The sequence below is a fragment of the Herbidospora sp. RD11066 genome (assembly GCF_054661255.1).
Map to the genome: position 1 here is coordinate 79,158 of NZ_BAAGDO010000003.1, position 20,462 is coordinate 99,619.

At 68.0% G+C, this 20,462-nt stretch carries 19 protein-coding genes and 1 pseudogene; 11 read left to right on the plus strand and 9 right to left on the minus strand.

Translation table 11 applies throughout. The features are described 5' to 3' along the window. Window positions 1-151 precede the first annotated feature (151 nt). The 6 genes and pseudogenes from dnaK to ACYQ78_RS11845 all read left to right on the plus strand — a co-directional run bounded on the left by dnaK (window position 152) and on the right by ACYQ78_RS11845 (window position 7,584). Window positions 152-2,023 (plus strand): molecular chaperone DnaK, encoded by a 1,872-nt coding sequence (gene dnaK / locus ACYQ78_RS11820; protein ID WP_459800834.1) that lies wholly within the window; start codon window positions 152-154, stop codon window positions 2,021-2,023. Continuing rightward, a complete protein-coding gene (gene grpE / locus ACYQ78_RS11825) occupies window positions 2,020-2,619 on the plus strand; it encodes a nucleotide exchange factor GrpE (RefSeq protein ID WP_459800835.1) in 600 nt (199 codons plus the stop codon). The genes dnaK and grpE overlap by 4 nt, the downstream gene beginning before the upstream one ends. A 79-nt stretch (window positions 2,620-2,698) precedes the next feature. After that, window positions 2,699-3,868 (plus strand): molecular chaperone DnaJ, encoded by a 1,170-nt coding sequence (gene dnaJ / locus ACYQ78_RS11830; protein ID WP_459800836.1) that lies wholly within the window; start codon window positions 2,699-2,701, stop codon window positions 3,866-3,868. Between the two features lie 3 nt (window positions 3,869-3,871). Next, window positions 3,872-4,130 (plus strand): annotated as a pseudogene (locus ACYQ78_RS11835) (heat shock protein transcriptional repressor HspR); the annotation flags it as partial. Window positions 4,131-4,236: 106 nt separating this feature from the next. Next, on the plus strand, window positions 4,237-6,816 hold the full coding sequence (gene clpB, locus ACYQ78_RS11840; RefSeq protein WP_459800837.1) for an ATP-dependent chaperone ClpB: 2,580 nt from the start codon (window positions 4,237-4,239) through the stop codon (window positions 6,814-6,816). Window positions 6,817-6,921: 105 nt separating this feature from the next. Further along, entirely contained in the window at window positions 6,922-7,584 is a 663-nt protein-coding gene (locus tag ACYQ78_RS11845) for a hypothetical protein (RefSeq protein ID WP_459800838.1), read from the plus strand. Between the two features lie 177 nt (window positions 7,585-7,761). Here ACYQ78_RS11845 and ACYQ78_RS11850 read toward each other — a convergent pair whose 3' ends face one another. Next, entirely contained in the window at window positions 7,762-8,292 is a 531-nt protein-coding gene (locus ACYQ78_RS11850) for a tetratricopeptide repeat protein (protein ID WP_459800839.1), read from the minus strand. 158 nt (window positions 8,293-8,450) lie between these two features. On the opposite strand from ACYQ78_RS11850, the gene ACYQ78_RS11855 reads away from it, so the two are divergent. Next, complete coding sequence (locus ACYQ78_RS11855; RefSeq protein ID WP_459800840.1) at window positions 8,451-8,831, plus strand: hypothetical protein; 381 nt, start codon at window positions 8,451-8,453, stop codon at window positions 8,829-8,831. On the opposite strand, the gene ACYQ78_RS11860 is transcribed toward ACYQ78_RS11855, so the two are convergent. The 3 genes from ACYQ78_RS11860 to ACYQ78_RS11870 are packed head-to-tail and all read right to left on the minus strand — an operon-like array spanning window position 8,782 to window position 11,828. Next, window positions 8,782-9,477 carry a TetR family transcriptional regulator gene (locus ACYQ78_RS11860; RefSeq protein WP_459800841.1) on the minus strand — a complete coding sequence of 232 codons (696 nt, stop codon included), beginning with the start codon at window positions 9,475-9,477 and terminating at the stop codon, window positions 8,782-8,784. The two genes, ACYQ78_RS11855 and ACYQ78_RS11860, sit on opposite strands and share 50 nt — an antisense overlap. Window positions 9,478-9,499: 22 nt before the next feature. Then, complete coding sequence (locus ACYQ78_RS11865) at window positions 9,500-10,795, minus strand: DUF2252 domain-containing protein (RefSeq protein WP_459800842.1); 1,296 nt, start codon at window positions 10,793-10,795, stop codon at window positions 9,500-9,502. A 37-nt stretch (window positions 10,796-10,832) separates the two neighbouring features. After that, complete coding sequence (locus ACYQ78_RS11870; RefSeq protein ID WP_459800843.1) at window positions 10,833-11,828, minus strand: CapA family protein; 996 nt, start codon at window positions 11,826-11,828, stop codon at window positions 10,833-10,835. Window positions 11,829-12,052: 224 nt separating this feature from the next. On the opposite strand from ACYQ78_RS11870, the gene ACYQ78_RS11875 reads away from it, so the two are divergent. Beyond that, a complete protein-coding gene (locus ACYQ78_RS11875; RefSeq protein WP_459800844.1) occupies window positions 12,053-13,501 on the plus strand; it encodes a catalase in 1,449 nt (482 codons plus the stop codon). Window positions 13,502-13,567: 66 nt separating this feature from the next. On the opposite strand, the gene ACYQ78_RS11880 is transcribed toward ACYQ78_RS11875, so the two are convergent. From ACYQ78_RS11880 to ACYQ78_RS11890, 3 genes are read right to left on the minus strand one after another with little or no spacing between them, the layout of a single operon-like run. Then, complete coding sequence (locus ACYQ78_RS11880; RefSeq protein WP_459800845.1) at window positions 13,568-13,879, minus strand: DUF397 domain-containing protein; 312 nt, start codon at window positions 13,877-13,879, stop codon at window positions 13,568-13,570. 27 nt (window positions 13,880-13,906) lie between these two features. Further along, window positions 13,907-14,089 (minus strand): DUF397 domain-containing protein, encoded by a 183-nt coding sequence (locus ACYQ78_RS11885; protein WP_459800846.1) that lies wholly within the window; start codon window positions 14,087-14,089, stop codon window positions 13,907-13,909. 27 nt (window positions 14,090-14,116) lie between these two features. Continuing rightward, window positions 14,117-14,998 carry a helix-turn-helix domain-containing protein gene (locus tag ACYQ78_RS11890; protein ID WP_459800847.1) on the minus strand — a complete coding sequence of 294 codons (882 nt, stop codon included), beginning with the start codon at window positions 14,996-14,998 and terminating at the stop codon, window positions 14,117-14,119. A gap of 673 nt (window positions 14,999-15,671) precedes the next feature. On the opposite strand from ACYQ78_RS11890, the gene ACYQ78_RS11895 reads away from it, so the two are divergent. From ACYQ78_RS11895 to ACYQ78_RS11905, 3 genes are read left to right on the plus strand one after another with little or no spacing between them, the layout of a single operon-like run. After that, complete coding sequence (locus tag ACYQ78_RS11895) at window positions 15,672-17,780, plus strand: molybdopterin oxidoreductase family protein (RefSeq protein WP_459800848.1); 2,109 nt, start codon at window positions 15,672-15,674, stop codon at window positions 17,778-17,780. 23 nt (window positions 17,781-17,803) lie between these two features. Next, entirely contained in the window at window positions 17,804-18,406 is a 603-nt protein-coding gene (locus ACYQ78_RS11900) for an HD domain-containing protein (RefSeq protein ID WP_459800849.1), read from the plus strand. 48 nt (window positions 18,407-18,454) lie between these two features. Further along, window positions 18,455-19,363 (plus strand): Rieske (2Fe-2S) protein, encoded by a 909-nt coding sequence (locus ACYQ78_RS11905; protein ID WP_459800850.1) that lies wholly within the window; start codon window positions 18,455-18,457, stop codon window positions 19,361-19,363. Here the strand turns inward: ACYQ78_RS11905 and ACYQ78_RS11910 are convergent. Continuing rightward, window positions 19,347-19,574, minus strand: a complete 228-nt coding sequence (locus ACYQ78_RS11910) for a hypothetical protein (protein ID WP_030456190.1) — start codon at window positions 19,572-19,574, stop codon at window positions 19,347-19,349. The two genes, ACYQ78_RS11905 and ACYQ78_RS11910, sit on opposite strands and share 17 nt — an antisense overlap. A gap of 41 nt (window positions 19,575-19,615) precedes the next feature. Continuing rightward, window positions 19,616-20,362, minus strand: coding sequence for a sulfite exporter TauE/SafE family protein (locus tag ACYQ78_RS11915; protein ID WP_459800851.1), 747 nt, complete (start codon window positions 20,360-20,362; stop codon window positions 19,616-19,618). Window positions 20,363-20,462 lie beyond the last annotated feature (100 nt).

Below are 20,462 nucleotides of genomic sequence, written 5' to 3' on the forward strand. Positions count from 1 at the left end.
CGAATCAGGGATATCTGGGGAACATTCCGCTCGCGCCGAGAGTTGAGCCCACTAGACTCAAGACCGTTGACAGGACAGCGTTTGACAAGCGCTTCCGTACTCACCGAGTATTGAGTTCCATCGACTCAACTTTGACTACAAGGACGTACTCATGGCACGTGCGGTAGGTATCGACCTGGGGACGACCAACTCCGTCGTCTCGATCCTCGAAGGTGGTGAGCCCACCGTCATCGCCAACGCGCAGGGCTCCCGCACCACCCCGTCGGTGGTGGCCTTCGCGAAGAACGGAGAGGTCCTCGTCGGCGAGGTCGCCAAGCGTCAGGCCGTGACCAACGTCGACCGGACCATCCGCTCCGTCAAGCGTGAGATCGGCACCAACTGGTCGGTCGAGATCGACGGCAAGAAGTTCACCCCGCAGCAGATCAGCGCCTTCGTCCTGCAGAAGCTCAAGCAGGACGCCGAGGCCTACCTGGGCGAGAAGATCACCGACGCGGTGATCACCGTCCCGGCCTACTTCAACGACGCGCAGCGCCAGGCCACCAAGGAGGCCGGCACGATCGCGGGCCTCAACGTGCTCCGCATCATCAACGAGCCGACCTCCGCGGCGCTGGCCTACGGCCTCGACAAGGACAAAGACCAGACCATCCTGGTCTTCGACCTCGGCGGCGGCACCTTCGACGTGTCCCTGCTCGACGTCGGCCAGGAAGACGGCCACAGCTTCGTCGAGGTCAAGGCCACCTCCGGTGACAACCACCTGGGCGGCGACGACTGGGACCAGCGCGTCGTCGACGAGCTCGTCACCCGGTTCAAGAACGCCCACGGGGTCGACCTGTCGAAAGACAAGATGGCCCTCCAGCGTCTGCGCGAGGCGGCCGAGAAGGCCAAGATCGAGCTCTCGGCCCAGACCGAGACCACGATCAACCTCCCCTACATCACCGCCTCCGCCGAGGGTCCCCTCCACCTTGAGGAGAAGCTGACCCGCTCGGAGTTCCAGCGCATCACGGCCGACCTGCTCGACCGCTGCAAGGGCCCGTTCCACCAGGTCATCAAAGACGCCGGCATCAAGGTCTCCGACATCGCCCACGTGGTGCTCGTCGGCGGCTCGACCCGCATGCCCGCGGTGACCGAGCTGGTCAAGGAGCTCACCGGCGGCCAGGAGCCCAACAAGGGCGTCAACCCCGACGAGGTCGTGGCCATCGGCGCCGCGCTCCAGGCCGGTGTGCTCAAGGGTGAGGTCAAGGACGTCCTGCTGCTCGACGTGACCCCGCTGTCGCTGGGCATCGAGACCAAGGGCGGCATCTTCACCAAGATCATCGAGCGCAACACCACGATCCCGACCAAGCGCTCCGAGGTCTTCACCACGGCGGAGGACAACCAGCCGTCGGTGCAGATCCAGGTCTACCAGGGCGAGCGCGAGATCGCCGCGCGCAACAAGAAGCTGGCGACCTTCGAGCTCACCGGCATCGCCCCGGCCCCGCGCGGCATCCCGCAGATCGAGGTCACCTTCGACATCGACGCCAACGGCATCGTCAACGTCGGCGCGAAGGACCTGGGCACCGGGAAGGAGCAGTCGATGACCATCACCGGCGGTTCCTCCCTGGGCAAGGACGACATCGACCGCATGGTCCGCGAGGCGGAGTCCTACGCCGAGGAAGACAAGCAGCGTCGCGACGAGGCCGAGGTCCGCAACAACGCCGACTCGCTGGCCTACCAGACCGACAAGTTCCTGCGTGAGAACGACGACAAGGTCCCGGCCGACATCAAGGCCGAGGTCTCCGAGGCGCTCGCCGAGCTGAAGAAGGAGCTCGAGGGCACCGACGTCGCCGCGATCCGGGCCTCCGCCGACAAGCTCGCGACCGTCAGCCAGAAGATGGGCTCGGCGATCTACGCCAACTCCCAGGGCCAGGCCGGCGAAGGCGCTCCCGCCGCCGATCAGGACGACGCGGCCAAGGCCGCCGACGACGACGTCGTCGAGGCCGAGATCGTCGACGACGAGCCGAAGCGGGAGGGCGGCGCCAAGTGACCGCGCGCGAGAACGGCTCCGAGCAGGAGCCGGTGATCCGCGACAACCGCAAGATCGACCCCGAGACGCTGGCGGCCCGTGAGACCGCGCCGGCGCCCGACGAGACCGCGGCCGACGCCTCGCCCCTGGGCGGGGCGGCCGCGGAGCTCCTCGCCGAGCGGACGGCCGACCTCCAGCGCCTCCAGGCGGAGTACTCCAACTACCGCAAGCGGGTCGAGCGCGACCGGATCACCGTCCGTGAACAGGCCGTCGCCGGAGTGATCAACGAGCTCCTGCCGGTGCTCGACGACATCGGCCGGGCGCGTGACCACGGGGAGCTGACCGGTGGTTTCGCCAAGGTGAGCGAGTCGCTCGAATCGGCTGTCGGCAAGCTGGGCCTGACGACCTACGGCACGAAGGGCGACCCCTTCGACCCGACCGTCCACGAGGCCCTGATGCACAGCTACTCGGCCGAGGTCACCGAAGCGACCTGCGTCGAGATCCTGCAGCCCGGCTACCGTCTCGGCGAGCGCATCCTGCGTCCCGCGCGGGTCGCGGTGGCCGAGCCGGAAATCGGTGGTGGCGACGTCCTCGACGACGAGCCCACCGGCGCCTGATTCTCTGAGGGAGCCCCCTCCCGCGACAGCGGGAGGGGCCCCCATCACATATGTGTATTTCACGCGGAGGAAGCGTTAGATGAGCACCAAGGACTACCTGGAGAAGGACTACTACGGCGTCCTCGGTGTGCCCAAGACCGCGACTCCCGACGAGATCAAGAAGGCCTACCGCAAGCTGGCCAGGCAGTACCACCCTGATGCGAACAAGGGCAACAAGGAGACCGAGGAGAAGTTCAAGGCGGTCTCCGAGGCCTACGACACCCTCAGCGACGCCAAGCGCCGCAAGGAATACGACGAGGCCAGAAGCCTGTTCGGCGGCGGCCTCGGCGGTTACAACCGCGCCGGGCGTCCCGGCGCGGGCCAGCAGGGCTTCGACTTCGGCGACCTGTTCGGCGGCACCAACCAGGCGGGCGACCGCATCGGCGACCTGTTCGGCGGCCTGTTCAACCGGGGTGGCGGCCCGAAGGCCAACACCACCGGCCGGGCCCGCCGCGGCCAGGACATCGAGTCCGAGGTCACCCTGTCGTTCGCCGAGTCGATCGACGGCGCGACCGTCTCGCTGCGGCTGACCAGTTCCTCCGCGTGCCCGGCCTGCTCCGGCACCGGCGCCAAGGCCGGCACCACGCCCCGGGTCTGCCCGACCTGTGACGGCACCGGCGCGGCCAGCCGCAACCTGGGCAACTTCGCCTTCTCCGAGCCCTGCCGCGACTGCCGGGGCCGGGGCCTGCTGGTCGACGACCCGTGCCCCGTGTGTGAGGGCAGCGGCCGTGGCCGCAGCACCCGCACCATCCAGGCCCGCATCCCGGCGGGCGTCAGCGACGGCGGCCGGGTCAAGCTGAAGGCCAAGGGCGCCCCCGGCGAGAACGGCGGCCCCGCGGGCGACCTCTACGTCCTGGTGCACGTCCAGCCGCACCCCGTGTTCGGGCGCAGCGGCGAGAACCTGACGGTCACCGTGCCCGTGACGTTCCCCGAGGCCGCGCTGGGCGCGGAGATCAAGGTGCCGGTGCTGCGCGGCATGCCGGTCACGCTCCGCATCCCCGAGGGCACGCCGAACGGCCGCACCTTCCGGGTGCGCGGCCGCGGCGCCCCGCGCAAAGACGGCACCAAGGGCGACATGCTCGCGACCGTGCAGGTCGTGGTGCCCGAACACCTCGACGACAAGGCGAGGGCGGCGCTGGAGCAGTTCCGCGACGTGACCGACGGACCCGACCTTCGCGAGGAACTGATCAAGCAGGCCAGAAGCGAGTAGCGCATGGACGCCAATTTCTTCGACCTGTCCGACGAGACGCCCGTCTATGTGATCTCCGTGGCGGCCCAGCTTTCCGGCCTCCACCCCCAGACCCTGCGGCAGTATGACCGCCTCGGCCTGGTCAGCCCCGGCCGCACCGCCGGCCGGGGCCGCCTCTACTCGACCCGCGACATCGTGCTCCTGCGCGAGGTCCAGCGGTTGTCGCAGGAAGAGGGCATCAACCTGGCGGGCATCAAACGCATCCTCGAACTCGAGACCGAGAATCTCCGGCTTCGCGACGAACTGTCCCGCATCGCCACGGAACTCAAGTTGATCCGGGCCCTGGTCCGCTACGAACTACCGCCTTCTTAGCTCGGGGGTATGCACCAATGGACTACAAACTCACTCAGAAAAGCCAGGAGGCGCTCGCGGGGGCGGTGCGCCGGGCTGCGGCCGAAGGCCACCCCGAAGTGGCGCCGGCCCACCTGCTGACCACCCTGCTGGCCCAGACCGGCGGCACGGCCGTGCCGCTGCTGGAGGCCGTCGGGGCCGACTGGAAGAGCCTGCGCACCCGCGCGGAGGAGATGCTCGCGGCGCTGCCGAAGGCGCAGGGCGCCACGGTGAGCGCGCCGTCGACCTCGCGCCAGCTGCTGACCGTGCTGCACACCGCCGCCCAGCGCGCCGCGCAGCTCGAAGACGACTACGTTTCCACGGAACACCTGCTGGTCGGGCTGGCCACCGACGGCGGCCCGGTCGCCGACCTGCTGAAGGGCCAGGGCGCGAGCCCGCAGGCGCTGCTCGACGCCTTCGAGAAGGTACGCGGCCACACCCGCATCACCAGCGAGAACCCCGAAGACACCTACCGGTCGCTGGAGAAGTACGGCGTCGACCTCACCGAGCGGGCCCGTCACGGCAAGCTCGACCCGGTCATCGGCCGCGACTCCGAGATCCGCCGTGTGGTGCAGGTGCTCTCGCGCCGGACCAAGAACAACCCGGTCCTCATCGGTGAGCCCGGCGTCGGCAAGACCGCCGTGGTCGAGGGCCTGGCCCAGCGGGTGGTCGCGGGAGACGTACCGGAGAGCTTGCGGAACAAGCGGCTCGTGGCGCTGGACCTCGGCGCGATGGTCGCGGGGGCCAAATACCGGGGCGAGTTCGAAGAGCGCCTGAAGGCCGTGCTCAACGAGATCAAGGAGAGCGACGGCCAGGTCATCACGTTCATCGACGAGCTCCACACGATGGTCGGCGCGGGCGCCGCCGAGGGCGCGATGGACGCCGGCAACATGCTCAAGCCCATGCTGGCCCGCGGCGAGCTGCGCATGATCGGCGCCACCACCCTCGACGAGTACCGCGAGCGCATCGAGAAGGACCCGGCGCTGGAGCGCCGTTTCCAGCAGGTGTACGTCGGTGAGCCCACCGTCGAGGACACGATCGCGATCCTGCGCGGTCTGAAGGGCCGCTACGAGGCCCACCACCAGGTCCAGATCGCCGACGGCGCCCTCGTGGCGGCCGCGACCCTGTCCGACCGCTACATCACCGCCCGGTTCCTGCCCGACAAGGCCATCGACCTGGTCGACGAGGCCGCCTCGCGCCTGCGCATGGAGATCGACTCGCGCCCGGTGCAGATCGACGAGCTCCAGCGCATCGTCGACCGGCTCAAGATGGAGGAGCTGGCCCTGGCCAAGGAGACCGACGAGGCGAGCGTCGCCCGCCTCGGACGCCTCCGCGAAGAACTGGCCAACCGCCAAGAAGAGCTCAACGGCCTGGTCGGCCGCTGGGAGGCCGAGAAGGCCGGCCTCAACCGGGTCGGCGACCTGAAGATGCGCCTCGACGAGACCCGCAGCCAGGCCGAGCGGGCCCAGCGCGACGGCAACTTCGAAGAGGCCGCCAAGCTGATGTACGGCGAGGTCCCGCGCCTGGAGAAGGAGCTCGCCGACGCCATCCAGGCCAGCCAGCGCGAGCAGACCATGGTCAAAGAGGAGGTCGGCCCCGACGACATCGCCGAGGTCATCTCCGCCTGGACGGGCATCCCGTCGGGCCGCCTGCTCGAAGGCGAGACGGCCAAGCTGCTGCGCATGGAAGACGAGCTCGGCAGGCGCCTGATCGGCCAGAAGGCCGCCGTCCAGGCGGTCAGCGACGCCGTGCGGCGGGCGCGGGCGGGGGTGGCCGACCCCGATCGGCCGACCGGCTCGTTCCTGTTCCTCGGCCCGACCGGCGTCGGCAAGACCGAGCTGGCCAAGGCGCTGGCCGACTTCCTGTTCGACGACGAGCGGGCGATGACCCGCATCGACATGAGCGAATACGGCGAGAAGCACAGCGTGGCCCGCCTGGTCGGCGCCCCGCCCGGCTACGTCGGCTACGAGGAGGGCGGCCAGCTCACCGAGGCCGTGCGGCGCCGTCCCTACACCGTCGTTCTCCTCGACGAGGTCGAGAAGGCCCATCCCGAGGTCTTCGACGTCCTGCTCCAGGTCCTCGACGACGGGCGGCTGACCGACGGACAGGGCCGCACGGTCGACTTCAGGAACACGATCCTGATCCTGACGTCCAACATCGGTTCGCAGTTCCTCGTCGACCCGAACCTCGAATCCTCCGCCAAGCGCGACGCGGTGCTGGCGGCGGTGCGGAAGTCGTTCAAGCCCGAGTTCCTCAACCGGCTCGACGACGTGATCCTGTTCGACGCGCTCGGTTCCGAGGAGCTCGCGCAGATCGTCGACCTCCAGGTCGAACACCTGGCCAAGCGGCTGTCCGACCGGCGGCTGACGCTGACGGTCACCCCGGCGGCGCGCGAGTGGCTGACCCTGACCGGCTACGACCCGCTCTACGGCGCCCGGCCGCTGCGCCGCCTGGTGCAGTCGGCCATCGGCGACAAACTGGCCCGCGCGCTGCTGTCCGGGGAGATCCGCGACGGCGACGAGGTGGTCGTCGACCTCGACGAGGCCGGCGACACGCTGAGCGTCCGGCCCGGCGTGTAATCAGTTCTCCACGACTGGGACAAGCGGCTCCCGGCTGCGAAAACCCCGCTGCTACGTTCGGCACTCACCGAACCACCGCAAGCGAACAGGGGGACGTCGATGTCGATGACATCACGTAGCATCCGGGGGCGGCTCGTCGCTCTGGCGGTCGTCACCGCCGGAGTGAGCTGGTTGTCCGCCGCCGGCCACCAGGCGCATGCCGACGACGGTCTGTGCGTTGCCGGTTACCGGGCCGCCGCCAAGACCGGCGCGGTCGCCGCCTCGGTCGTCAAGGGCGCCGCCGACGTCGCCAGGTCCGCGGGGGCGGCCCAGCGTACGGTCCGCGACCTGACCCGCACCGGCGGTTCCGCCGCGATCACCATGGCCCAGGCCGGCCGTCTGGCCGGGGCGCCCTGCGGGCGGGTGGCGCCCGGTGACGAGGTGTCCCGCACGGTCCAGCGGGCCGCGGCCATGCTCGGGCTGGGGGGCCTGGCACGGGCCGACGGGGTGCTGGGCATCGCGTCGGGGTCGGCGCTGCCGGGCGTGCCCAACGTGATTCCCGATCTTTCCGTCCTGCCCGACCTGCCGGGGGTGCCGCCGGTTCCCCAGGTGTCGCGGATGCTGCCGAAGGTGCCGAAGGTCGGTGTCGTCCCCGGCGGCATCACCGACTCGGTGGGCGGCGTCGTGGAGGGCGTACAGCCCCGGAGGACCCCCGCCAAGAGCGGCCCCGACCTGAGCATCCTCACCGGGCTCACCGGCAATCTCCTCGGCGGCGCGCTCCTCAACTGAGACGGCGCCCGCCCCTACTGATCTTCTTCCCCGCAGTTCCCTTCGCCTCCGGCCAGCGCTCCCACGCGTGCGGGCCGTCGACATAGAGAGAACGGACCGCGAGTGCTTTTCTCGCGGGTCCTTCTTTGAAAACGGAAGGCCGCGAGTGTGCGTACACTCGCGGCCTTTTCTACGTTGTCAGGAGGCCAATGCGTCGAGGTCGTCTTCGGGGAGGCCCAGGTCGATGCGGATGCGGTAGCGGGTGCGCAGCAGCGACTCGCGGAGGGAGTTGCCCGGGGGGCAGGCGGTGACGCCCTCGGTGGCCCACTCGTGGGCACCCGTCAGGTCGCCGTAGGCCGCCAGGGTCTCGGCGACGTTGAGCACGGTCGCCGGGGAGCAGGGGGCGGCGCGGAGGGTCTCGATCATCTCGCGCGCTTCGTCGGGGCGGTCGAGTTCGAAGAGGGTGTCGGCGATGCCGGCCCTCGGGTCGACGTTGACGTCTCCCCCGTCGCCGTCGGCCGCCTGCTGGTAGCGGTCGAGGGCCGTGTCGGGGTGACCCGCCTGCCGCCACTCTTCGGCCGCCAGCGCCAGGATGTAGGCCCGGGAGACTTCACCTGTTTCATACCCTTTTGCCAGTTCGTCAAGGCGCCGGGCCAGGGCACCGTGGTCGTCGGACAGCAGGGTCTGTTCGAGCAGACGATCAAGCTGCTCCCGCGTCACATGTGCCACAGGGATGAGGCTATCGAGAGCGGCGGGTCTTTGCCCGGACAACCGCAGGCATTCCTCTGGCAACGATTCGCACCGATTCACCTACAGAGCGTGTGTCGCTCCAGCTCAAGGGCATATTTGACGGGACCTGAGCTCCATATGGAGGTGACGGGACTGCGATGGGCGTTGGAAAGCAGACGACCTTCACAGTGGCCTGCGCGCTCACGGCAGCGGCGGTACTGCCCGGTTTGGCGGGTTATGTCGCAGCGCGTTTCGAGGCCCACGACCAAGCCGTCAGAGAAGTGCTCCGGCTGAGGGCGCAGTTGCACGACATCCGATCGGCCCGGGGCGACGACATGCGCACCCTCGAACTGCGCGACGCCGAGTTGCGCGCCGCGCAGGTTCGCTACCAACAGGCGCAGCGCGAGCCGTGCCGGCCCGAACTCCAGCACATCACCCTCGTGGTGCCGCGCGAGCCGATGCCCGACCCCGCGGCGGTCGAGGCGATCATCAGGAGCCAGATCGAGCGGCAGGCGCCGCCCGGGTGGCCGACGCGTTGAACTCGCGCAGCTGACGCGACAGATAGCTACGCACCAGGGTCTTGGCCTCCGCGATGATCTCGCGGTCGCCGTCGGGATCGCGGCGGAAGGCCAGTTTCATCACCGCGTCGCCGGCCTCCACGGCCACGATCATCGCGGTGTCGAGCCGTTCGCTGTCGGCCATGCCGAACTCCTTCAGCAGGAGCCCGCGCAGGCGGCCGGCGATCACGGTGTTGTTGTCGGTGGCGGCGTCGAGCAGGTTGAGGTCGACCGCGTCGCCGAACCTGAGCGACCTGAAGCCGGGGACGGTGCGGTGCATCTCGACGTATTCGTCGATGATGGCGTCGACGGCGTCCCACCATCCGGCGTATTCCTCGCGGATGAAGCGGCGGCCCACCCTGGCCACGAACAGCTCGACGTTGCGCCTGGTCAGCGCCTGGCTGATGGCCCGTTTGTCGGGGAAGAACTGGTAGACGGAGCCGATCGCCACGTCGGCGCGCTCGGCGATCCTGGTGGTCGAGAGGCCGTCGTAGCCGAGTTCGTCCAGCAGTTCCGCGCAGGCGTCGAGCATCCGCTCGACGCGGCGCGCGCTGCGGCGCTGCGTCGGCTGGCGGCGAAGGGAGGAGTTTCCGGCGTCGTCACAGTAGTCAAGGGGCTGGCTGGACACTCTCCCTATCTTGCCCGCAGAACTACAGACCGCGGAATCGGCCGTTTCGGAACAGATCGACGAAGAGCTGGTGGTCCTGGCGGGCGCGGGCGCCGTAGTGGTGGGCGAAGTCGACCAGCAGGCCGGTGAACTCGGCCTCCTTGCCGCCGATCACCGCGACGATCGCCTCTTCGGTGGAGAAGTCGACCAGGTCGTGGCTCGACTCGTCGTCGGCCACCGAGTGCATGCGGGCGACCGCGCGGCCCAGGTCGGTGATCACCGAGGCGATCTCGGCGGGCTCGTTGACGTCGCTCCAGTCGAGGTCGGCCGAGTAGGGCGAGACCTCGGCGACGAGCTGGCCGACGCCGTTGAGGCTGGCGTAGCCGAGCCAGGAGTCGGCGTAGGCCTGGAGGGCGCGCTGCGACTCGGCGGTGCGGTGGCCCTGGTGCTTGAAGTAGCCGTGCACCTTCTCGTCGGTGATGTAGCGGGCGACGGCGGGGACCTGGGCCTGCTTCATGTAGAGGATGACGTCGTTCTCCAGCGCCTGCGTGTGCCCTTCGAGCAGCAGGTTGTACGACGGCAGCCCCGCCGACCCGATGCCGATGCCGTGGCGGAGCACGACGTCCTTGACGTGGTGTTCGACCGGGTTGAGCGGCAGCGGCAGCGTGGCCAGGTACTCCTCGTAGGCGGCGAGCACGGCGTCGCGGGTGGCGTCGTCGACCGGGTTGCGGTTGTCGGCGACGGCGAAGCGGCGCTCGAAGTTCTCGATCGTGGTCTCCTCGTCGAGCAGCGAGACCCGCGTGTTCAGCCGCGCGGTCTGCAGCACCCGGTGGAGCACCCCGGTGGTCGTCTCGAGCGTGAGCGACCCTATGGCGTCGTCGCCGCCGTGGGCGATGGCGGTGAGCTCGTGGAGGTAGGACTCGGCGAACTCGCGGACGAGCTCGGAGATCACCTCGTCGGACAGCGCCTTGGCGTAACCGATGAGGGCGACACTGGCCACGAACCGCTTCAGGTCCCAGATGTACGGCCCCACATAGGCCTCGTCGAAGTCGTTGACGTTGAAGACCAGGCGGCCGGAGGAGTTCATGTAGGTGCCGAAGTTCTCGGCGTGCAGGTCGCCGTGGATCCAGACGCGGCGGGTCAGGTCGTCGAGGAACGCGTCTTCGGCCAGTTCACCTGACAGGTCGGCGTAGAACAGGCAGGCGCTGCCCCGGTAGAAGGCGAACGGCGAGGCCGCCATCTTGCGGAACTTCGCCCGGAACGCTCCCGGCTCACGGCCGATGGAGTCACCGAATTCGCCCATCAGGACGTCAAGAATGAACTGGGACCGCTGTGTCATGAGGCGACGCTAGTACCGCCGGGGTGGTGGGCGCCATTTAGGGTTTGGCCGAAAGCCCGCTGCACCCGCGCAGCGACTTCCAGTAGGCGGTCTCCTGCCGACCGGCCGACCCGGTGACGGGGATCGGGATGCCGCCGTTGATGCGGGCGGGCGTCCAGGTGTCCTTCATGACCTTGCGGCCGTTGATGGTGAGGGTCAGCACTCCGGTACGGCCGGTGTCGGGACCCCAGTTGTAGAAGACGAAGTTGCCCAGGCCGTAGCTGACGTAGGCGTTGTCGAGGTAGCCGGCGCCGAGCAGGATGTGGGCGTGCCCGCCGACCACGACGTCGGCGCCCGCCTCGACCAGCTTGGGGGCCAGCGAGAGCTGCGCCTCGTTGGGGCACTTCTGGAGCTCGGTCCCCCAGTGCAGGTGGACGATCACGGTGTCGTTGTTCTTCCGGGCGTTCCGCACGGCCTGGAGGAGTCTGGCCTCCTCCTTGGCGGAGGCGAGGCCGCCCTGGGAGCCGGTGGCCGTCCAGGCGGAGATGAACTCGGCGTCGAGGACCTGGGTCGCGCCGATGATCGCGACCTTGTTGCCGTTGACGACCGTGCGCCAGGGCCGGTAGGCCTCGGTGGCGTTCTTACCGATGCCGACCACGGGGAACTTCGACTTCCTGATGGCGGCGAGGGAGTCGTCCAGGCCGCTTTGCATGTAGTCCATGCCGTGGTTGTTGGCCATCGACACGACGTCGACCCCGGCGGCCTTCAGCGCGGTGAACGCGGTGGCCGGGGCGCGGAAGGTGTACTGCTTGCCCGGCGCGGGGGTGCCCGCCTCGGTGATGGCGGTCTCCAGGTTGACCATCGCGAGGTCGGCCTTCGACAGCACTTTGGCGATCGGCCCGAGCGCGCTCCTGGGGTTGGCGTTCAGCCGCGTGCGCAGCATGCCCTCGAAGTGCACGTCACCGCCGAACGCGATGGTGAACGGCTTCTTGACCGGTTTGGGAGACGCGCTCGCCCGAGCGGGCGCCTGCTCGGGAGCTTTGACACGCTCCACGCCGGGATCGTCCTCGGCGGCGGCACATCCGACACTTAGGACAGCAGCGGCGAACATCGCAATTGCACGTCTCACGGTGCAGAGCATGCCATCTCATGAAGGTTCGCGCCTTATGGAGACTCCTGACGGTCAAACTGGGACAACTCCTTTACTTGAGTCTTTCAAGTTAAGAGTCGTACGGTGGGGAAAGTGGTGGTAGACCAGACCGTTCTGGAGGACACCCGATGACTGACAGGCCACGTACGACGACGGATTCCGGCACACCGGCCCCGAGCGACGAGTTCTCGCTCTCCGTCGGCCCGAACGGCCCGCTTCTGCTGCAGGACCACTATCTGATCCAGAAGATGGCCCAGTTCAACCGGGAGCGCGTGCCCGAGCGCGTCGTCCACGCGAAGGGCGGCGGCGCCCACGGGTTCATGGAGATCACCGAGGACGTCAGCCAGTTCACCAAGGCCGGGCTGTTCCAGAAGGGCGCCCGCACCGACCTGTTCCTGCGCTTCTCGACCGTCGCCGGCGAACTCGGCAGCGCCGACACCCAGCGCGACCCGCGCGGGTTCGCGATCAAGTTCTACACGGACGAGGGCAACTACGACCTCGTCGGCAACAACACCCCGATCTTCTTCGTCCGGGACCCGTCGAAGTTCCAGGACTTCATCCACAGCCAGAAGCGCCGCGCCGACAACCACATGCGCGACCACAACATGCAGTGGGACTTCTGGACGCTGTCACCCGAGTCGGCCCACCAGGTGACGTTCCTGATGAGCGACCGCGGGACTCCCGCGTCGTGGCGGCACATGCACGGCTTCGGCTCGCACACGTTCCTCTGGTACAACGAGGCCGGCGAGAAGTTCTGGATCAAATACCACCTGCGCACCGAGCAGGGCATCAAGAACTTCACCGACGCCGAGGCCACCGCGATGATCGGCGAGGACGCCGACTTCCACATCCGTGATCTGTACGACGCCATCAAGCGTGGCGACCACCCGTCGTGGACGGTGAACGTGCAGGTCATGCCGTTCGAAGAGGCGGCCGATTATCGGTTCAACCCGTTCGACCTGACGAAGGTCTGGCCGCACGGCGACTACCCGGAGATCACCATCGGGCGCTTCACCCTGAACCGGAACCCGGAGAACTACTTCGCGGAGGTCGAGCAGGCGGGGTTCGAGCCGTCGAACTTCGTCCCGGGGATCGGGCCGTCGCCGGACAAGATGCTGCAGGGGCGGTTGTTCTCGTACCCGGACACGCACCGCTACCGGATCGGGCCGAACTACCAGCAGCTGCCGATCAACGCGCCTCGGGTGCCCGTCCACAGCTACAACAAGGACGGCGCGATGCGGTACGCGAACATGCCCGATCCCGTGTACGCGCCCAACAGCATGAACGGGCCGGTGGCGGCGACCGATCCCTACGCGGACGACTCTTACGGCGTCACCGGGGAGATCATGCGCAGCGCCTATCGGCCGCACGCGGAGGACGACGACTTCGTGCAGCCTCGGGCGCTGTGGGAGAACGTCCTGAGCGACGAGGACCGGGCGAACCTGAAGGACAACATCGTCGGGCACGCGTCGGCGCCGGAGATGACACCCGAGGTGCAGAAGCGCGTGGTGGAGTACTGGACCAACGTCCACAAGGACCTGGGCCAGGGGGTGGCCCGGGGTCTGGGCATCGACTAGACCCATGACATGCGTACGGCCCGCCTCCTCCCCACCGAGGAGTGCGGGCCGATGCCACGTCAGGCCTCAGTCGAACTCTCCAACCGCCAAACCCTGGAGGAAGGCGTTCCACTCGGCTTCAGTGAACACCAGTACGGGCCCATCGGGGTCCCGGCTGTTACGTAGTGCGGTGTAGCTTCCTGCCAATCGAGCGACCTCAACACAGTTCCCGTTCGTGCTGAAGCTGCTCCTGTGCCAGACGGCATCAGGCATGTCGACATTCGACACGGCCCACCCCTTTTCGTCTTGGTCATCATAAGAATGACCAAAACGGGTGATCCTGCCCAATATCGTGAAGGTGACGGTGAGGTCCGGCCATGCCAACCAGTTGCGACTCATGACCGGACCTGCTGGGCGACCTGCAGATCAGAGGTCGAATTCCCCGTTCTTCACACCGCCGATGAAGGCTTGCCACTCTCCGGCGGTGAAGACCAGCGTCGAGCCGTTGCGGTCTTTGCTGTCGCGAACGCCGAGGTTGCCATCATCGAACTGCGCCACTTCGACACAGTTCGACTGGCCGCTCAGCGAACTCTTCTTCCAGACCGCCACAGTCGTTTCCATTTAGCCGGTTTTTTCCTATTCCACTTTCGACGTTCGCTCGCGCCAGAACGCCGCTGCATCCTTGATCGCCAATCGCGACTCAGTCGTATCGAGCGCCACTCCAGTCAAGACAGTAAAAGCTCTCTCATAGTGGAAGACCTCTTTTGCATCTTCCACAAAACGGGCACCAGTGAGATCTTCCAGGTACACGGTCTCTGGGAAGTCGGAGAAGCTGAAATGCACGAAAGGCCCGGTGATCACCGGGAGTAAGGTGGATGCGGTGATGAGCCTGATTTCGACATGATCGAGCTCGGAGAGCCTGACCAGGTGTTGGAGCTGATCCTTCATCAACGCCGTTCCGCCAACGTTCCGGCGGAGCACCGACTCTTCGAACACGACTTGCAGTCTCAGCGGATTTGGCCCGAGCAGGCGCTCCGCCTGACGACGCAACCGCACTTCAACTCGATCACGCAGCCACGCTTTTGGAATCTGCGCGATCGGCTGCATGTGGTTGCAGATCAGAGCGGAGGCGTAGTCCTCGGTCTGCAGGAGCCCTGGAAGCACTGTCGGCTCCCAGTTCCGCATGACCTCGGCTTCCGCCTCTAGGCCCAAGAACGCGACGAACCCCTGCGGGAGAGACTCGTCATACTGCTCCCACCAGCCCTTTTGGGTGGCATCCTGGCGAAGCTTCAACACCTGCCCCAGCGCGGGCTCATCGGCACCATACGCAGTGATGAGTGCGGTGATGTCGTCCTCGCTTGGCAGGGTCTGGGCGGTCTCAATACGGCTGACCTTCGCGGCGGACCAGCCCAGAGGTTCTGCCACTTGGGCACCGGTCTTGCCGGAGGCCTCGCGGAGCCTGCGAAGTTGCTGACCGAGCCGTCGGCGGTGAGGCGCGACAGTGTCCTTCTCTGCCATGCCCGTCCCCTCCGTCTCACAGACGCTGGACTGGTGCCCTCATCTGGAGGGCCACCCTGCATCGTATGCAATTTGCATCGACAGTTGCATGCATTCCAGAGAAATTTTTTCGTGACGTCTTGCCGACAATTCTCATCTGATGGAACATCAGAGACAGAAAGGTCCACAGAAGATCGCAACGGGACACTCCACGCACTGCGACCTTCCGGCAAGGAAAAAAGGCCGGGCCGAAGGCTGCCACCTACGACCCGACCCGAGAGCTCCACTCGAAGCCACCGATAAGGAGTCTCCTATGCCCTTCCACCGTACCAACGCACTCTTGCTATGCAAGGCCCGACTCATACTGCTCCGAGATGGAGCGGATCGGCATCTGTGCTCCGCGCAGGACCGATGGGCCTATGAGCTGGAGTGGACCACCACACGTAAAGGCTTCGGGAGTCGCGTCTACCGCGACCCCCGCTTCGACGTCGTCCGTGTCATAGAGGAGGCGGGCAGGCTCGTCCTGGCGGGAGCGAGCTAGCCGCAGAGCTGGGCCGTGCCCACCGGGCGCCGGGCGCGGCCCAGGAGGAGGCCCGGACGGTCCGCGGGGGCGTCTGGGCGAGGCGGAAGCCCTAGAATTTTGTTCCGTTCTAGGGCTTCCGCCCCCTCCCGTTCACGGCGCACGATGAGATTCATGACGACCGTCCACCGCACCTGCCCGCTCTGCGAGGCCGTCTGCGGTCTCACGATCACCCTCGACGGAGACCACGTCACCAGGGTGACCGGGGACCGGGACGATCCCTTCTCCAAGGGCTACATCTGCCCCAAGGGGGCCTCGCTGGGGCGGCTCGACGAGGACCCCGACCGGCTCTCCGCTCCATTGGTTCGCGAGGGTGACCAGTGGCGCGAGGTGAGCTGGGAAGAGGCCTTCGCGGCCGTCTCGCAGGGCCTGAAGGACATCTCGGGACCCGAGCGGGCGGTCTACCTGGGCAATCCGAGCGCCCACAGCATGGCGGGGGCGCTCTACGGCTCGGCGCTCATCCGGGCGCTGGGGACCCGCAACGTCTTCTCGGCGAGCACGGCCGACCAGATGCCCAAGCACGTCGCCTCGGGGCTGATGTTCGGGCATCCGATGACGATCGCCGTCCCCGATCTCGACCGGACCGACTTCCTGCTCATGCTCGGGGCCAATCCGCTGGAGTCGAACGGCTCGCTCTGCACGGCGCCCGACTTCCCGGGCCGTCTCAAGGCCCTCCGGAAACGCGGGGGCCGGTTGACGGTGGTGGATCCGCGCCGGACGCGGACCGCCGACCTGGCCGACGAGCACGTCTTCATCAGGCCGGGGACCGACGCGTTCCTGCTGGCCGGCATCGCGCACACGCTCTTCGCCGAGGATCTGGTGAAGGTCGCGCTGCCGGTCGAGGGGCTCGCGGAGGTCGAGGCGGTCGTGAAGGACTTCCCGCCGCACGTGGTGGAGGCCGCCTGCGGCGTCCCTGCCGAGGTCTGTGTACGACTTGCGCGCGACCTCGCCACCGCCCCCACCGCCGCCGTGTACGGCCGCATCGGGACCTGCACCGCCGAATTCGGCACGGTGACCCAGTGGCTGGTCGACGTGCTGAACGTGCTCACCGGCAACCTCGACCGCCCCGGTGGGGCCATGTTCGCCACTCCTGCCACCGAGGGGCCGCGCAGGCGCAGGCCGTACAGGACCGGGAGATGGACGAGCCGGGTGCGCGGACTGAAAGAGACCAACGGCGAGTTCCCCGTCGCGACCCTGGCCGACGAGATCGAGGCCCCGGGCGAAGGCCGGGTGAGAGCGCTGATCACCGTGGCCGGCAATCCGGCCAGCTCCGCGCCCAACGCGACCCGCCTGGCCAAGGCGCTGGAGAAGCTCGACTTCATGGTCAGCGTCGACATCTACCTCAACGAGACGACGCGGCATGCCAACGTCATCCTGCCGCCGCCCCGGCTCCTGGCCACCGGCCACTACGACTTCGCCCTGCTCAACTTCGCGGTGCGCAACTACGCCCGCTACTCCCCGCCGATCCTGGCGGCCGACGGGCCCTCCGAGGCGGAGATCCTCTCCAGACTCGTCACGATCGCCTCGGGCATCTCCGGCATCGACGATCTGATCATCGACCAGATGATCGGCGACCAGATGATCGGCGACCACGACAAGAGCGAGCTCGACGGGACAGAGCCCCGGCTCGATGCCATGCTCCGGTTGGGGCCGTACGGGAAATGGAACGGCGGCGACCTCACGCTGCGCAAGCTCCGCGACGAGCACCCGCACGGCCTCGACCTGGGCCCGCTCCAGCCCAGGCTCCCGGAGATCCTCACCACCGCCTCGGGCAGGGTCGAACTCGCCCCGCCGGAGATCATCGAGGACGTCTCCCGGCTGCGGGCCCGCCTCGACGAGGTCCATCCCGAGTTCGTGCTCATCGGGCGCCGCCACCTGAGGTCCAACAACTCGTGGCTGCACAACATCGGCCCGCTCGTCGGCGGCACGAACCGGTGCACGCTCCAGATCAACCCCGAGGACGTCGCCCGGCTCGGGCTGGGCGACCATGCCGTGGTCAGATCGAGCGCGGGCGAACTCACGGTCCCCCTCGAACCGACCGACAAGATCATGCCGGGGGTGGTCAGCCTGCCGCACGGCTGGGGACACGACGGAGTGAGACAACAGGTGGCGTCCGAGAACGCCGGAGTGAACGTCAACGTGCTGACGGATGAAAAAATCATCGACCCGCTGTCCGGGAATGCCGTGTTCAACGGTGTTCCGGTGATCCTGTGCCGCGTTTGATCACCAGAGAATAGGGTGGCGCGGTGACCATCGCGCAGCACCGGGATCGCCTCGACGCTCAGCTCGCCTTCGTGGTGGAGATCGACAAGCTCAAGCGCGTCATCCGCCGCAACACCCTCATCGACGGATCCCGCCGCGAGAACTCCGGCGAGCACTCGTGGCAGCTCGGGGTCTGGGCGCTCGTGATGGCCGAGCACGCCCCGGCGGGCACCGACATCGACCGGGTGGTGCGCATGCTGCTCGTCCACGACATCGTCGAGATCGACGCCGGTGACACGTTCATCTACGACCGGGTGGCGGTCGAGGAGCAGGAGGCGGCCGAACGGGCCGCCGCCGACCGGATCTTCGGGTTACTCCCCGCCGACCAGGCCGGGCCCCTGCGGGAGCTGTGGGACGAGTTCGAGGCCCGGCTGACCCCCGAGTCGCGCTACGCCAAGGCCCTCGACCGGCTCGCGCCGATCATGGCCAACCACCACAACGACGGCGGCACCTGGGCGCTCTACAAGGTCACCGCCTCGCAGGTGCTCGCCAACGTCGCGATCATCGAAGAAGGCTCGGCCACGCTGGGCGCCTACGCCCATGACCTCGTGGAGACCTCCGTGCTCCGAGGTCACCTCGCGCGATGATGTTCGGCTCCTGACAAGCCGGGTACGTCGTGTCAGGGGGTGACATCGATGGACAGATCCACCGAGAAGTCCGCGAAGCCACGCAAAAATGGCAATGGCGGCGGTGACCTGCTCGACCGGCTCGAACATGCGACGACGCTCGACAAGCCGATCAGAGGGCTCGCCAAGGCCGTCAGGTCGCGCATCGGGCCCGGCTGGGTGCGCGACGCGCTGCACGGCGTGCCGATCGGCCATCCGGTGCACCCGCCGCTGGCGACCGTGGCCGTGGGCTGTTTCGTGGCCACCGCGATCCTCGACGCCGCCAAGGCCGACCCCATGGCCGCACGCACCGTCCTCGCCGCCGGGGTGGCGACCGCGCTGCCGACCGCCGCGGCCGGCATCACCGACTGGTCGACCCTCCACCGTGAGCAGCAGCGCGTCGGGTTCGTGCACGCCCTCACCAACGCCGCCGCCGTCGGCCTCTACGCCGGATCACTGGCCTTCCGCATGGCGGGCAAGGAGCGGGCGGGCCGGGCCTTCGCGACGGCCGGGCTGATGGCCGCGAGCGTGGGCGCCTATCTGGGCGGTCATCTGGCCTACCGGCTCGCCGCCGGGGCCAACCACGCCGAGCAGGTCAGCCATCTGGTGCCGACCGGCTGGCACGACCTCGGCCCGATCAGCGACCTGCCCAACGGGCGCCCGGTGGCGCGCAGGCTGGGCTACATCGACCTGTTCGTGCTGCGCCTGGGCGAGGGCGTGACGGTCTTGGCCGACGGGTGTTCCCATCTGGCCGGGCCGCTGCACCAGGGCCGTGTGACGGTCGAGAACGGCGAGCCGTGCGTGGTGTGCCCGTGGCACGGCAGCGTGTTCAGGATCGCCGACGGCGCGGTGATCCACGGCCCGGCGACGGCGAAGCAGCCCTCGTTCGAGACGAGGGTGCGCCGCGACGGCGTGGTTCAGGTCAGGCCGGCTCATTAGCGTCGATCGGGTGCTCCACGAGAGCGAGCACCCGGCTCTGCATGAACCGGGCGGTGCGGACCGGAGTTCCGTTCCGAGTGACCTCGGAGACCTCCACGACGCCCCGGCCGGTGGTCACCTCGACCCGGCGGCCGGCCTTCGTCGCGATGACTTCGTAGGTTCGGGGGGTTCCTCCGGCGTCGATGACGATTTCTACGCGATCGCCTTTCACGTGGGTTTTCATACCCGTTTTCGATAATTTGTACGCATAAATCAAGCCAGCAACTTCACGATCGCCACGATCCCCACCACGACGATCACCCCCCGCAGGATCGGCGAGGGAATGCGCCGCCCGACCCGGGCCCCGACCCACCCGCCGAGCGCCGAACCGACCGCGATCAGCGCCACCACGAGCCAGTCGACCTCGGCGATCGCGATGAACAGCAGGGCAGCGGTGAAGTTGACCAGCAGCGCCAGCAGGTTCTTGGCCGCGTTGAGACGCTGGAGCTCCTCGTTGAGGAACAGGCCCATCAGCCCGATGAGCACGACCCCCTGGGCGGCCCCGAAATAGCCGCCGTACATGCCGCCGCCGAAGACCCCGAGCCACAGCCACGGCCCGCCGTGGCCCGTGTGGGGGCGGGTGGAGATCCATCCGGCCATCTTGGGCTGGATGACGACCAGCACCAGCGCGACGGCGATCAGCACCGGCACGATCACCTGGAAGGCCTCGGCCGGGAGCCGCAGCAGCAGGAACGCCCCGACCAGCGACCCGAGCACCGAGGCGACGCCGAGCCGCGTCAGCCGCGACCGCTGGCCCTTGAGCTCCTCGCGGTAGCCGAGCACCCCGGTGACCCCGCCGGGCACCAGCCCGATGTTGTTGGAGACGTTGGCGACGATCGGCGGATAGCCCAGCGCGAGCAGCGTCGGGAAGGTGATCAGCGAACCGGAGCCGACGACGGCGTTGATGCCGCCCGCCCCGACACCGGCCGCGAACACCGCGACCGCTTCCCACGGTGTCACAGACCCTCATCTCGTACCGGCTGACCGAATCCTAGGCGGCGGCGATACGAGATCATGACGCGGGTCGGAACTTCCGGTCAGAACGCGGTGGCTTGACGCG